At 53.0% G+C, this 14,336-nt stretch carries 8 protein-coding genes and 1 pseudogene; 3 read left to right on the top strand and 6 right to left on the bottom strand.

The genetic code is table 11. The features are described from left to right. Positions 1-14 precede the first annotated feature (14 nt). The 6 genes and pseudogenes from EAW52_RS11660 to EAW52_RS11640 all read right to left on the bottom strand — a co-directional run bounded on the left by EAW52_RS11660 (position 15) and on the right by EAW52_RS11640 (position 10,623). Positions 15-1,556, bottom strand: a complete 1,542-nt coding sequence (locus tag EAW52_RS11660; RefSeq protein ID WP_122042514.1) for a chemotaxis protein CheW — start codon at positions 1,554-1,556, stop codon at positions 15-17. 23 nt (positions 1,557-1,579) lie between these two features. Next, a complete protein-coding gene (locus tag EAW52_RS26830; protein WP_372238915.1) occupies positions 1,580-2,701 on the bottom strand; it encodes a methyl-accepting chemotaxis protein in 1,122 nt (373 codons plus the stop codon). Continuing rightward, positions 2,678-3,145: pseudogene (locus EAW52_RS26825) on the bottom strand (methyl-accepting chemotaxis protein); the annotation flags it as partial. The pseudogene EAW52_RS26825 and the gene EAW52_RS26830, both read right to left, overlap by 24 nt. Positions 3,146-3,850: 705 nt before the next feature. Next, positions 3,851-7,834 (bottom strand): EAL domain-containing protein, encoded by a 3,984-nt coding sequence (locus EAW52_RS11650; protein WP_122042512.1) that lies wholly within the window; start codon positions 7,832-7,834, stop codon positions 3,851-3,853. Between the two features lie 85 nt (positions 7,835-7,919). Then, a complete protein-coding gene (locus tag EAW52_RS11645; protein WP_010798358.1) occupies positions 7,920-8,576 on the bottom strand; it encodes a response regulator transcription factor in 657 nt (218 codons plus the stop codon). A gap of 16 nt (positions 8,577-8,592) precedes the next feature. After that, positions 8,593-10,623, bottom strand: a complete 2,031-nt coding sequence (locus tag EAW52_RS11640) for a PAS domain S-box protein (protein WP_177411907.1) — start codon at positions 10,621-10,623, stop codon at positions 8,593-8,595. A gap of 453 nt (positions 10,624-11,076) precedes the next feature. Here EAW52_RS11640 and EAW52_RS25940 point away from each other — a divergent pair, with 453 nt between their 5' ends. From EAW52_RS25940 to glgA, 3 genes are all read left to right on the top strand, one after another. After that, the gene (locus tag EAW52_RS25940; RefSeq protein WP_010798360.1) at positions 11,077-11,220 is read left to right on the top strand and encodes a hypothetical protein; all 144 of its coding nucleotides are present in this window, start codon (positions 11,077-11,079) and stop codon (positions 11,218-11,220) included. A 64-nt stretch (positions 11,221-11,284) separates the two neighbouring features. After that, a complete protein-coding gene (locus EAW52_RS11635) occupies positions 11,285-12,406 on the top strand; it encodes a mechanosensitive ion channel family protein (RefSeq protein WP_019365617.1) in 1,122 nt (373 codons plus the stop codon). A 346-nt stretch (positions 12,407-12,752) separates the two neighbouring features. Then, positions 12,753-14,327, top strand: coding sequence for a glycogen synthase GlgA (glgA, locus tag EAW52_RS11630; protein ID WP_019365616.1), 1,575 nt, complete (start codon positions 12,753-12,755; stop codon positions 14,325-14,327). Positions 14,328-14,336: the final 9 nt, after the last annotated feature.

Raw genomic sequence — 14,336 nt, 5'->3', positions numbered from 1 at the left:
GCAGCACCCTTCCCTTATGCGACGCTCGACAGGGCGCTAAGCTCCTGCTCGCCGAGAAGCTGACGCGGCTCGACAAGCTGGATCATGCGCTTCTGCTTGGGCAGGTTTGCCACGCGACCAAACAGGCGCTGCTGTTCACTCGACAGTGCCGGTGCAGGCTCGATAAGGTTGCGTGAGATTTTCAGCACCTCAGCGACCGAATCCACGATAAAGCCGGTGCGCAGGTCATTGATGACAAACACCATGATGCGCTGGCGATCATTGTTCTCGATGCTCGGCAATCCGAAGCGGCGGCGCTGATCGATTACCGGCAGCACAACGCCACGCAGGTTCATGACACCCTCGACAAAGGAAGGCGCCTTGGGTACATGCGTCAGGTTTTCCGGGACGCGAACGATCTCCTGGACGCTGTCGATGGGTACGCCAAACTCTTCTTTACCCAAACGGAACACCACCAGTTGCTCTTCGTCGTCGTTATCAATCTGGTCCAGCAGCTCTTCGTCCACGTTCGGCTCCTTATCGGTTGTATTCAACACATGCTGCACGGACTGGTGCTGAAAGAGGCGTTCAGCCGATACCACCGAAACCAATCGCTTGCCGTTTTGCAGTCGGCATAAACCGGTCAGTTCAGCCATGCTCTGATCACGCGCCAGCATCGGCGGCATGGGTTCGACTTCACTGGCAGGCACCCGCAGCACTTCATTAACGCTGTCAAGAATGATCCCAACCGACACCCCGGCGAGACTTACCACCAAGATGCGGCTGCGCTCGTCCGTCTCTTGACTGGGGAGATGGAACATCTCACGCAGCGACACCAGCGGCAGCAGGCGCTGGCGCAGCGTCATCACGCCGCGGACATGGGAGGCCGACTTAGGCACGGAGACTATGTGCTCGGGAACCTGAACAATCTCCTGAACATCCTCGATGGCGATACCGTATTCCTGACTGTCTACAGTAAAGCTGACCAACTGAAGCTCATCACTGTCCTCATCCTCATCGGCGGTGTCAGGCAGAGCGGACATGCTGCTGGCCATGACAGTACGCTGGAGCAGACTGTTCTCGCTGAAGCTGTCTCGGATCAGGGCCTGGAAATCCAGGATCATTACCAGTTCGTGGCCGCCAACCTGCTTGAGCAGCCCTGTCAGGAGGCGGGTGTTGATCGTGGACTGGACATGGCTGACCGGCTCGATTTGATCGTCTTCCACCATGATGACACTGGCAACACGGTCAACCACGAAACCCAGCGGCTGGCCCAAATTGAGCACAATGGCACGGGTCGAATCATCGGCATCGCGGGCTTCCATGTTGAACAAGGTCCGCAGGCAGATAATCGGCAACACGTTACCGCGCAGGTTGGCCAGACCGTTCAGGGCTGGCGGTGTTAGTGGTACACGGATCACCTCCGGTACACGGATGATTTCCTGCACAGGCAACATCTCGACCGCGAACACCTCCTCACCGACGGTGAACGTTACGAACTGATGCCCTTGAGCCAGCTCGTCGTCATCTCCCTCGCCGCGTACGACGAGGGCTTCATTTGCAGTTGTTTGAGTCATCTCGATCCCCTCACTTCAGGGACTTAGGCGCTTTGCAGCTCGTCTGACAGGGAGGCAATCTCTTCAATGGCGGCGGACAGCTCCTCCGCACCCTGCGATTGCTGCTTGGCAGCAGCGGCGGCTTCCTGCGCAGCATGCTCAGCTTCTTGGGCGGCTGCGGAAATCTGCTCAATACCTGATTTCACTTGCGCAATACTGGCGCTGATTTCTTCAGCAGACTTGAGGATGTCAGAAGAACCCACTTCCACGCTGGCAATATCACCGCCCATGGAATCCAGGTTGCGGGTAATAACCGTAGCTTTTTGAGCTTCGGCCAGGGCGGAACTGATGATTTCCTCGAGATCGCGACCCACTACACCGATCTGGTCCTGAACAGCTTTTACCAAGTCCTTGATGCGGTCAGCGTTCTCAGCCGAGTCATGGGCGAGGTTACGAATGTCTGTAGCCACTACCACAAAACCTTTACCAAACTCGCCGGCACGGGCTGCTTCGATGGAGCCATTCACGGCCAGCATGTTGGTTTGGATAGACACTGTAGTAATTGCGTCGACGATCTTGTCGATTCGGCGGGAAATCAGCTCCAGATCCTTGATCTGCTTCAAGCTGACACGCGTCGCTTCAATGGAAGCCATTACGCCATTCACTAAAGTATCGATATTGCCTTTGTTGGCGCTCATCAGCGTCTTGATGGCAGAGGCCTTTTCCAGCCCCATCGAGGCACGACTCTGAGCTAACTCCAGACCTGTCTCTATCTGAGTAACAGCCGCAGCAGATTCTTCTGTTGCAGCAGCCTGTGTTTGTGCGCCCTGACGGATCTGATCAATCACTGTTGCGATTTGGCTGGAAGCACTGTTAATTTCCTGAACGGCTGAAGACAGCTCCTCAGCCGCCGAAGCCACTTCCTCAGCACTCTTGCTGACATCGGTAGATGTCTTCAGCTCTTCAGCCAATTCAGACAAACTCTGAGCGGCCTGCTCGCACTCAGCCAGGGCCTGGGCCTGCTCATCAACTGTCTTGGCGGATTCTTCAGCGGCAGCAGACTGCTGTTCAGCAGCCGAGGCGATGGAGTCGGCACCACGCAAGGCTTGCTGAGCCGCCGCGCTACTTTGTACAGCGCCAGCAGCAATATCTTGAGCCCCCCTCACAATCTCGATGCAATCCAAGCGGATCTGTTCGAGCTGTTGAGTAATAACGCCCCCCTTTTCTACTTCAGTCTGGATGGTTTCAGCAGAGAGGTTAATGCCTTGAGCGATACTCTCTACGTCATGCTGGATCTTCCCAACCATGTCGGAGATCTGCTTAGCACTCTTTTCAGACGTTTCGGCCAGGGTGCGGACTTCGTCAGCCACTACGGCAAAGCCTTTACCATGTTTACCTGCACGAGCAGCTTCAATGGCAGCATTCAGAGCCAACAGGTTGGTCTGATCGGCGATACGGCCAACAGCCTTGACGATCTCACCGATATTGGCGGCTTGTTGCTTAAGTTCCGCCACACGCTCAACTGACCCCGCTTGACGCTCAGCAGCGATACCAACATTGGAAATAAGTGCAGTCACATCGCTATTAACGGTAGCCGCCAGGCGTTGCATCGCTTCAGACTTCTCTTGGGCAACTGCAGCGCTCTGCTGCTGCAACTCAAGTGAGCGTCCAACGATTTCGAAGGCCTTTAAAGACTGCTGGGCTGCACCTGAAGCCTCTTCAGCGCCGCTGGCGATTTGATCAGCCGCACGCTTCAGCTCCTCCGCTGCAGAAGCAGCCTCGTTCACACCTGTGGATAATTGATTGGTAGCTGCGGCAATACGCTCAGCAGCCTGCTGCTGCTTGGCCATGGTACGAGCGCGCTTGCGTTGTACTTCAGCATCACGGGCTACATTACGGGATACGACTTTTTCAGCTGCGGTGGAAGGCGCGGTGGGTTTCTTGACCAGTGCCATGAAAAACTTCCTCAACTACGAACGATGGTTTCATTGATAAATGGATGCATACGCAGCTGGGTGGCTCCTGCTCACTCCAAAGCGTGCGGCCTGTCTGATGTAGGCCGAAACACTTCGGCTCGCCTGACATCCACGGCAGGCATATTTAAGCGTCGGTGCTCAAGAGAAACTATCGGGGAGAACCTGAGGTAAAACGTCTGCTTTTCCTAAGAAAAAACCTGAAACATCTAAGCCACCGAGCGGCTAAAGTTTCAGGATGGATGGCAGAATCGAAGGCCTGCCACGCCGTAAGCTCAAAAAAAAAAGCCGCTCTACAGCGGAGCGGCTCTATGACACAACAAGCTGAAAGAACTAAGTCATTTACCTAATGGCAATATGCTTTTCCTCAAAAATAACGGCGTCAACCGGCGGACTGATCAAGAAACCCTGCATCTGGTCACAATGCAGTTCCTCTAATAACCGTTGTTGCTCCAGCGACTCGACACCTTCGGCTACAACCGTCATCGACAAGGCGTGAGCCATCTCAATGACGCTTTTCACAATGGCACGATCAGAAGCATTGCTGGCCATCTCGTTAAGAAAGCATCGATCAATCTTGAGTGTGTCCGGCACAAAGGAACGCAAACTTCCCAAGGTCGAATAACCCGTACCGAAGTCGTCCACTGCTATCCGGACGCCCAACGTTTTTAGATCATTGATGATGGCGCTCGACTCGCTGCCTGCCTCAGGCATGATGGACTCGGTAAGCTCCAGTTCCAGGCAGCCCGGCTCAATACCATGTCGCTCCAAACTAGCTCGCACTTGCTCGCATAGGTCGGGTTGCAGCTGGCGAAGCGACAGGTTCACCGCTACTACAAAATGGCCTAGCCCTCTTGATTGCCACTCAGCCAGTTGCGCCAGAGCCTGGTCGATACACCAGAGCCCAACGGGCACGATCAGGCCGGTTTCCTCAAGCAATGAAATGAACCGTAGCGGACTAAGGAGACCATGAGCTGGATGTTCCCAGCGAATCAGGGCCTCGGCGCCACATACCTGTTGATTAGCCATATCCACTTTGGGCTGGTAATACAGAACGAACTCGTTTTGATCGATCGCACGACTAAGTTCAGCTTCAAGCTTAAGCGTATCGAAGCTGTGCTTGAGCAATCCTTGGTTGAAGAATTGATACCCATTGCGCCCAGATTTCTGTACGGCGTACACGGCAGCATTGGCGTTCTTGATCAATTGCTCGGCCGTGTCGCCATCCAGTGGGTATTGAGCTACACCGATGCAACCTGTCAGCCGGATCGATTCTGTCGCCAATAAGAAATGCTCATCAAGCGACTGAAGCAAGGCCTTGATAACATCATGCACATGCGCCATTTCCTCCTCTCGGCTCAACAGTACCGCAAACTCATCGTTGGCTAGATTGGCAAGATAGCCCCTTGCGCCTAATACGGTCTGGAAACGCTCGGAAACCTGATTGACCAATTCATCCCGTATACGCTGACCCAGGCATTGCTGGACCCACTTGATACGATCAAGCCCAATGAAGAGTACCGAGAACTCGCGATTACCCTTTCCAGCCTGAACACATTGTTCTTCCAAGCGTTTATGGAACATGACTCGGTTGGGTAACCCACTTAAACTATCGAAATGCGCAGCCGCATAAAGTTGTTCCTGGTAGGTGCGCGCCTCGGTGATGTCTTCGGCGATACCCACAATACGAGCAACCTCTCCTTGGGCGTTCGGAAATGGAAAAGCCTTATTACGGACCCACAAAAGTTTACCGTTGGCATCGACTGAGCGGTACTCGACCTCAGCAGACCGGTGATGCCAGATCACTTCTTGGTGAAAGCGCTCAACCAATGGTTGATCATCCTGATGGACAAGGCTGATCCATTGTGTCGCGTTCTCGTATAACAACTCAGGAGAATGTCCCCATATTTTCTGGAAAGCTGGGCTTACATAGCTGACTTTTTCCTTGGAAATGTCATATACCCAGAAGACATGAGGAAGATATTCAACCATTTCCCTGAAACGAGCTTCACTTTCTTGAAGCTGAGCTAAAAGGTCTCGCTGAAAATCGATATCCATCAGCGATCCTGCGAAGCGCACCAATACACCCCCTTCCCGCTCGGCCTTGCCACGGATCCTGAACCAATGCCAGCCCATAGCCGTCTGCAGACGCAGCTCGATATCAAATGGCGCGTCGTGCACCAGATGGCATTCAAGCATAGATACCAACGCCTCGGTCTCATCGGGATGAGTATGTTCAATCAACCACTGTGGAAACGGTTGATGCTCATCAGGGATGCTTCCTATCAATTCAATGAAACGCTCGGACAGGTAAAGCGCTTTACGCTGTGGGATCCACTCCCACAACCCATCGCTCGAGCCTTCGTAAATCAACTTGAGCCGTTGGGCCTGAGTATTTAGTGTTCGTTGAAGACGAGCCGTTTCGGTGACATCCTCATGCACAATAAGTAATTGCTTCTGCTCAGTGTCCATTAGCAGGGCAAACATCTTGAAGACGCGAACCTCATCGCCCAAGTTCATTTTGAACTCCAGGCTGAAAGGATCACCTTCTCCATCTAGCAGAGACTGGAGTTTAGCCAAAATAGTCTGCGCCACGGCCTCACCCCGGCCTGCCATACCTGCACAGAATGTCAGGTAATTCGTTCCAGCATCCGGCCAGTCCCACTGGGCGGGATGGGTATCAATAAACTGGGTCCACGCTTGATTGACGGTAATTACAGTACCGGCTTCGTCCAATACACATACCAACTGCGGTAGTGCATCAAGAATACTGCGTGTAAAGGCTTCCGCCTGAATCAGGCGCTGCTCGCGATGCTTCTGCAAGGACACATCCTGCATGCAACCGACCAAAAGGCCTTGGGGATGAGCTTTAGGGCGAAGCACCACACCTGCAAATTGAAAGTTTCTCCATGCTTCCGACCGCCCGACGTGCCGGAGACGTAAAGAGACACTCAAGGAAGCTTTTCCCTCGGTCAAATCCAGCAGCGCTGAAACCAGTCCCAGACGATCATCAGGATGCAAATGCTTCATCAGCTCATCCTGATGCGAGCCACCTGCCTCCATGGAGATATTCAGGAGCTGTATCGCCTGCTCGGACAGCATAAGTTCACGCGAGGCCAGATCGAATTGCCAATCAGCGAAACGACCAATTTCCTGAGCCAACCGCAGGCGAGTTTCTGTTGTCTGGCTCTGTTGGACGCTGGCGACATCCGAGGTGATGTTGCTAAAGAACACCGTGATACCGTTAGGTCGCGGATAGGCGCTGACACGATGCCATTGCTGAAAAGGCCGAAAATAAAATTCGAAATGACGAGGGAAACCGGAATACATTACATCCCGATAAGCCGAACCGAGTTCCCGATCTTCATCCTCCGGGTAAAGGTCCCAGATGTAAGCGCCCAATAGCTCTTTTCGTGTGCGCCTGAGCAGGACCTCAGCCATTTCATTGACCTGAATGAAACGCCATTCCTGATCGAGCCGATACATTCCTTCATCAAGGTTATTCAGAAGGGCATCAAATTCATCGTGGGTATTTTTAAGCTTGGCAGCGTTACGCTGAGCTTCAGTAATGTCCCAAGAGAACGCCAATATCGTCTCGATCTGCCCCTGCTGCCCACGGACAGGCAGGACCAGTACATCCCACCATTTGGATGTGCCGTTGAGGGTGTCACATTGGCCAACAAAACGCCCCGGCATGCCCAAACAGGCCTGATCAAATGCCTTACGCGCCTTTTGAGCCCATTCGTCTTTCCAGAAGCTCAACCAATCCGCGCCGTGGACCTGCTCGGAATTGCAAACTTCCATGAGCAATCGACCCTGGTCGTTCATGCTTAAAAGACGACCGCTCAAGTCAATCTCTTTAAGGCATACGTCAGGCGACTGGGTAAGGGCCGAACTTAACTGCGCCAACAAATGGTTGTGTATGTGCTGCTGTTTGATTCTCGTCTTCAGCCGAGCCACCTTCCCCGAAAGATAGCTGACCGAAATAACCAACCCGCAAACGATCACGAGATGAATATCGATATCGTAGGGGTGGGGATCAATGACATACCAGACCAGACACCCTGCAAGGGTAACCAGCCCGCAAACGCTGAACGCTTGCCAAGCCAGACGCTTTACCGTGGCCATTGTCAGCGCGCATCCCCAGACCAGTAACGCAACCTCTAGCCGGCCAAGGCCCAGGCAAAGGAGACTGACCATGGAAACGCCCAAGCAGAGCGCCCACGAGTAGGACACTGAAAACAAAGCAGAAGGTGCGTCTGAAGCATTATGACGTGAGAGATAATGCTCCAGGAAACGATCAGCTTGGGATGAAAATGAAGACATAGGGCACCCTTTCAATAGCCAGTGACCTAGTGTGCGAAACTTGCGCTACCTTGACTATCAGGGAATTCCCTAAGCCAATAGGCTGTTAATCCTCAGGGCTTATCAAGCCTTTACGTACAGCGTATAAAACCAGCGAGGGCACATCATGCAGATTAAGGCGGTCCATGATTTGCGAGCGATGGGTATCTACGGTTTTTACACTGAGTCCAAGGCCCTGAGCGATATCCCGTGTCGAGCAACCACGTGCAATCAAACGCAAGATTTCTGTTTGCCGGGGCGTCAATACCGAACCGCCGCTACTACTCTCGCGTGGCCGGCCTTCGACGATAGCGGACTGAATAACGGTCTGGGCAATGCCAGGACTTAAATACGACTCGTTGCGGGCCAGGGCTTGCAAAGCAAGGTCTAGCTCCTGTGCAGCCGCATCCTTGAGCAGATAGCCCCGCGCACCTAGGCGTAATGCAGCCAGAACATAGTCAGGTGTAGCATGCATGGAAAGCATAAGAATCTGAACATCTGGATACTGTTCACGCCATTGGCGTAGCGCATCGAGACCACTAAGGTGCTTCATGCTGATATCCAACAATAAGATGTCAGGTTTATGCTCCCGCAGAATACTTTCTACATCGGAGCCATCTCCTCCCTCCGCCACAACCTCATAGCCAGGCTGGTCTTCGACCAAAGACCGCAGCCCAGCCCTAATCAAGGCATGATCATCAACGAGCGCTACACGGGTTACCAAGCTCATTCTCCTTTCATCAATTAATCGCAACAGGCAGAACCGCTGTGATACGTGTGCCTACGCCCGATATGCTTGAGATCCTGACCTTCCCGTTTAAAGAAGCCACCCGCTCATGCATGCTGGTAAGCCCCAGACTTCTGGCCCCCTGAGACGCACTGCTGACATCAAATCCGCAACCATCATCCAATATCTCTAATCTTAGCCCTTCGACGTCATGACTTAAGGTGATCCTTATGGAAGCTGCCTGCGCATGCTTAGCTACATTGTTCACGGCCTCCTGAATGATTCTGAACGCGACAACCGCCATGTCGGCTGACAGGTTATCCAACGTCCCTTCAACATTCAGCTCCCATTGAGTAGACGTAGCCCCTAGAAATTGGGACAGATGCCACCGCACGGCAGCTTCAAGTCCTAGTGTTTCAAGTTGTAGCGGATGAAGGGACAACGAGAGGCTTTTCACCTTGGCCAGAGCATCATTTACGCTTTGGCCAAGGTCGGTAGCTAATGTTTTGACTTCAGATTCATGGTCGAGTTTGCGAACAAGTCGTTGCAGGTGCAGCTTGATGCCTGTGAGCTGCTGTCCAATATCATCATGCAGATCACGGGCCAGCTGTCGGCGCTCAAACTCCTGCACCTCGATCAACCGCTGGGACAGACGTTGCAAGCTCTTATTGGCTACCTCCAGGTCCCGGCGCATCTGAGAGGCTTGACTGATATCCCGAACAAGCAACTGCACGTCACGGTATCCATGCTCTTCAAGAATGATTTCAGCCAATTCAGCCTCGAACTCTGAGCCGTCCAGCCGTAATAATGTGATATGCCTGAATGTCTGCTCTTGCGTCAGACCTTTATGCAAGGCATCAAGGCGGTCCATCTCGCGCTCCCGATGATCCGGATGGAAACACAGCCCGATATCCAGCGCCCGTAACCGCGCACCTGAATGTTCGGCGAACATATGGCAGGCGGCTTTATTGGCGTATGTAACACGCCTCTGATGGATGATCAGTACACCTTCAGGAAGGCTATCGACCATGTGCTCGTATCGCTTCTGCTGCCTAGCCAGTGCCTGCTCGGCCACCTTGATTTCGGATACATCAATAAACGTCCCGAACAGTGTTCGAGCGACTCCCTGTTCATTTCCTATGAGTTGAGTACGCTCAAACACGTAGCGAAGCTCTCCATTATTTGGAGTAACCCGATACTCATGAGTGGTCTGCCCCACCGAAGCCGCCTCATGATATATCTTGGCCATGCGCGCTCGATCATCCCGGTGAATAAGAGAAAGAAAGCGCTCGAAGGTAAGTTCTTCCTGTCTGGGGTCCAGGTTGAGGATTGAATAAATCTCAGGCGACCAGCGAATCGACTGGTCTTTTAGATCCCGCTCCCAATAACCCATCATGCCAATATGCTGGGCCAGCTCAAGCTGCCTCAAGCTATTGGCCAGCTTTTTCTCAAGCTCGAAATGAGCACTGACGTTTTGTGCCATCAGAAGCCCGTAAGGCTCATGTTTGAAAATATGCTCATGGCAAAGCACATCTACATCCATGGAATTGCCGGATTGATTGATGTGCTTGCGAATGCCAGAAAGACGCTGATTGTTAATACCGTTTTTATGGGTGCGATTTTTAAATTCATCCCTATCACTGGGTGCGTACAAGTCAGTGATCTTCAGCTGGGCAAATTGAGCACTGGTGTAACCATAAGCCCTGTGAGCCGCCTCATTTGCCTTGATGATAAGGAGACTGTGCTTGTCATAGAGCCACATGGGTGCTGGATGGATTTCGAATAACGCTCGGTAATCGCCTTCCGACTGGCTGATCAGTCGCTGGGTCTGAATTGCAATTTGAGTCAGCCGCTTGATAAACCACCATCCCGTGATGGCCGTAAACAAGGTAAATAGCAGCCCGCGAAGCGTATAGCTCCATTCAGGAAGCTTTAATGTCTCAATGACAAAGGACGTACCTACGATCCAAAGGACACCCACTACGGTATATACCAGAACCAGTCGCCATGGGGCTGACAGCAGGATATTTCGAGAGGACGACACTTGGGTGTCAATATCGGATGAACGCATAAACATCAAAGGACGGATTACCTATTCAAGTGACTCGCCTCAACACGAGGTGCTTATTTAATTAGTAGCACTGAATGGCCGTTTGGCTAAGTAAATCGACGCTGCATATCCCTTGAAACTGTCATCAGCCAAGCCTTTCCATAAGGATGTCGGCCTTTCCTTGATAAGCTTTACGTTTATAGCTGAAACGATTCATTACTTTCTTCTCAATAATTACGTATGACGTGTTCAAACGAGCTGGGATTGTTGGCATTCATTCCTCATATAGGCTGGTATTACTACTCGTTTGATGACCGTTCAGCTGCTAAAGCCGCTCTAGCCGGGAGGCTGGGGAACCAGAGTCCGAGAAGCCCAGTCGGAATTGACAAGCGCTGAATCGTCAGCGCCACCAAGTCCAAGTTCCTTGCAGCATTGAGGTGAGATGCCATGATGATCATCGATATCACCCGCAGCTATGCGCGCAATGTGTCTGCTGTGGCACGTATTCAAACTATTCAAGCCGCTAACGACGCTGATGCCGGTAGTGTTGATAACACCCCCCTTCCGCCTGAAAGCCCTACTTCGCTTTAAACCCACCGACTGAATCAGCCGATAAAGCCGCGCTTCGCGGCTTTTTGATTCCTAAGGACTCTGGATGATGTCCATCGACTGGTCGACATTTCTCTCCTCTCCGTGGCTGGCTACTCTGGTAGCGGCATGTGTTTCGATGGCGATCGCCAGTATTGCCGTACTGGTTATTTCTACTGTACTTAAACGAATCGCGCGGCCTTTTTTGCTGGCCCAGACACTGATCCGCTACTCCGAGCGCCCTGCCCGCCTGCTGATTCCGCTGATAGCTTTGCAAGGTGTATTGGGTTCAGCGCCTGACACCCTGCCCCTAATTGGTGGCTTAAGGCACCTGACAGCTCTGATCACAATCGCTGCGTTTACCTGGTTGGGTTTACGGTGCGTAAAAGCCATTGGCGCGACCATTTCCATTCGCCACCCGGTCAATATCGAAGATAACCTTCGCGCCAGACGTATTCAGACCCAGACGCGCGTCATGGTGCGCAGCCTGGGTTTTGTCGTCTTTCTGGTAGGCCTGTCATCCATGCTGATGACGTTTCCCGAGGTCAGGCAAATCGGTGCCAGTCTGCTCGCTTCCGCTGGTGTGGCCGGTATCGTGGCGGGTATCGCCGCACGCCCTGTACTAGGCAATCTCATTGCCGGTCTGCAGATTGCCGTGACCCAACCCATTCGGATTGATGATGTTGTGATCGTCGAGGGTGAGTGGGGCCGGGTTGAAGAGATTACCGGAACCTATGTCGTGGTGCGGATCTGGGATGATCGTCGCTTGGTAGTACCCCTGCAGTACTTTATCGAGAAGCCTTTTCAGAATTGGACCCGCACCAATTCCAGCCTCATGGGATCGGTCTTTATGTGGGTGGACTATTCACTTCCGATGGAGCCGATACGCGCTGAATTGGAGCGTGTGTGCAACGAAGTGCCCCATTTGTGGGATGGCCGTGTATGCGTCTTGCAAGTTACGGATGCTTCGGACAGAGCCATACAGCTACGCGTCCTCGTTACCTCTCCAGACTCGTCCAAAAACTGGGATCTGCGCTGCCATGTACGTGAGCGCCTGATTGCCTTCGTAAATCGGGAATTCCCCGAGTGTTTGCCTCAGCTGCGGGCGGAAGTGGGCACGCAAATCAAACGGCCTCATTCAGTATCCGACGAAATGCACAACACGCCAGCTAGACAGCCTGAAATCTGAATTTAAGGCGATTACGCAGAGTACTGTCGCGTAATTGTAATGATCTTCGCTAAAGCTGCAGGCGCGTGCTTTATTTCAAACCAGCCAGAAGCGGCACGGTTCTAGCACGTTCGTCAAATGTGCATACCCAACCAGGAAACTTAGGCGAGCTGGCGCAGGTCATCTTTTATGCAGACTGGACTATCGGGCGCAACCTTGCAATGCCCTTTGTCCAGTCCCTTACAGGGGGACGTCGCCAGGGGGCTGTAAGCAGCATGGCTGTGGACGTTTTTGATCGGTATGTCGGCTTCGACGAGAAGCGTTCATTGGGCAAACCTCAGTCATTACTGCTTTTTGGGAGCGCAATATGGCAAATGCCGTTGTGGGGAAATTTGAAACGCTTGTAGCTGCGAACTCAGCAGAAGTGCGCAATGCCAATCGCTTCCCTACTCAAACCGACGAGCGCCAGCTCAAGCTGAGCTCAGTCGTTGAAACACGTAAGCGTATTTTGTTCGTAACACCCGAGATTACCGATTTCGTAAAAGCTGGTGGCCTGGGAGAAGTCTCCGCCGCCCTGCCACGTGCGTTGTCCTCTAAGCATGACGTCCGGGTTCTTATTCCCGGCTATCGTCCTGTCATGGATGCCATTCGCGACGAAATGCAAATTGTCGGACGTATTCCGGCACTGGCTGCCATGCCTGCCTGCGACATCGCCCGTGTCGATCAGGAAGACGGTCTCGTGATTTATGTGTTGGTCTGCCCCGAACTTTATGAGCGTCCGGGTACACCTTATGCCGATACCCATGGCGCCGACTGGGTCGACAACCATATCCGCTTTGGTCGACTGGCTTCGGCGGCAGCGGATCTGGCGGCAGGTACGGCGTCCATTCGCTGGTGCCCTGATCTCCTGCACCTGAATGACTGGCAGACAGGCCTGGCCGCAGGTTATGTGCAATGGCGCGGACTGAAGACACCATCAGTGATGACCATTCACAACCTGGCCTATCAAGGCGTATTCCCCCGTTACTGCATGGCAGACCTCGGTATCCCAGCCGAAGCGTTTTCCATTGACGGCCTTGAGTATTACGGCAAGATTTCCTTTCTCAAAGCAGGCTTGAGCTACGCCAGTCACATTACGACGGTAAGTCAGACTTATGCCAAGGAAATCACCACACCTGAGTTTGGTTGTGGGCTGGAAGGTCTGCTTCAGGTCAAGGCCAGGCAGGGCAAGCTGTCCGGAATCCTCAACGGAATCGACGAGGGCTGGGATCCTTGCAATGACCCACACCTGTGCCAGAGCTTTTCTCCCTATGACTGGGCAGGCAAGCAGGCCAACGCAGAGCGTATCCGTAAAGATTTCGGTCTTGAAGTCTCTGAAGGCCCCTTGTTCGCGGTCGTTTCCCGTCTGGTGCACCAAAAAGGTATCGATCTGACCATTGAAGCAGTTGACCACATTATTTCCCGTGGCGGTCAGCTGGTGATCATTGGCTGCGGAGAGCCTGCGGTCGAGCGCGCAGTGAATGAGCTGTCCAAGCGCTACAAGGGTCGCGTTGGCGTACACGTAGGTTTCTGCGAGACCGAAGCTCGCCGCATGTTCGCAGGCAGCGACTTCCTGTTGATGCCCTCTCGCTTCGAGCCTTGTGGCTTGAGCCAGATGTATGCGCAGCGCTTTGCCTCTCTGCCGATTGCACGCCGTACAGGTGGTCTGGCGGACAGTATCGAAGACGGTGTTACCGGTTTCCTGTTCGACAAGCACACCCTGGAGAGCTACACGAAATCTATTGATCGTGCATTCGAAGTGTTCGAGCGTAAGGATCTGCTGCAAGCCATGCGTCGACGCGCCATGAACGGCCCGTTCTACTGGTCTCAGAGCGCTCAGCCGTACGATGAGCTCTATCAATCGCTGCTTTCTAAAGTTCGTCAGGAACAAGCTGCGATCTGATTCAACTTT

The sequence above is a fragment of the Pseudomonas sp. LTJR-52 genome (genome assembly GCF_003691465.1).
Classification (GTDB): domain Bacteria; phylum Pseudomonadota; class Gammaproteobacteria; order Pseudomonadales; family Pseudomonadaceae; genus Chryseomonas; species Chryseomonas luteola.
Note: the sequence above shows the minus strand (reverse complement) of the source record. Positions and strands in the feature narration are given on the sequence as shown.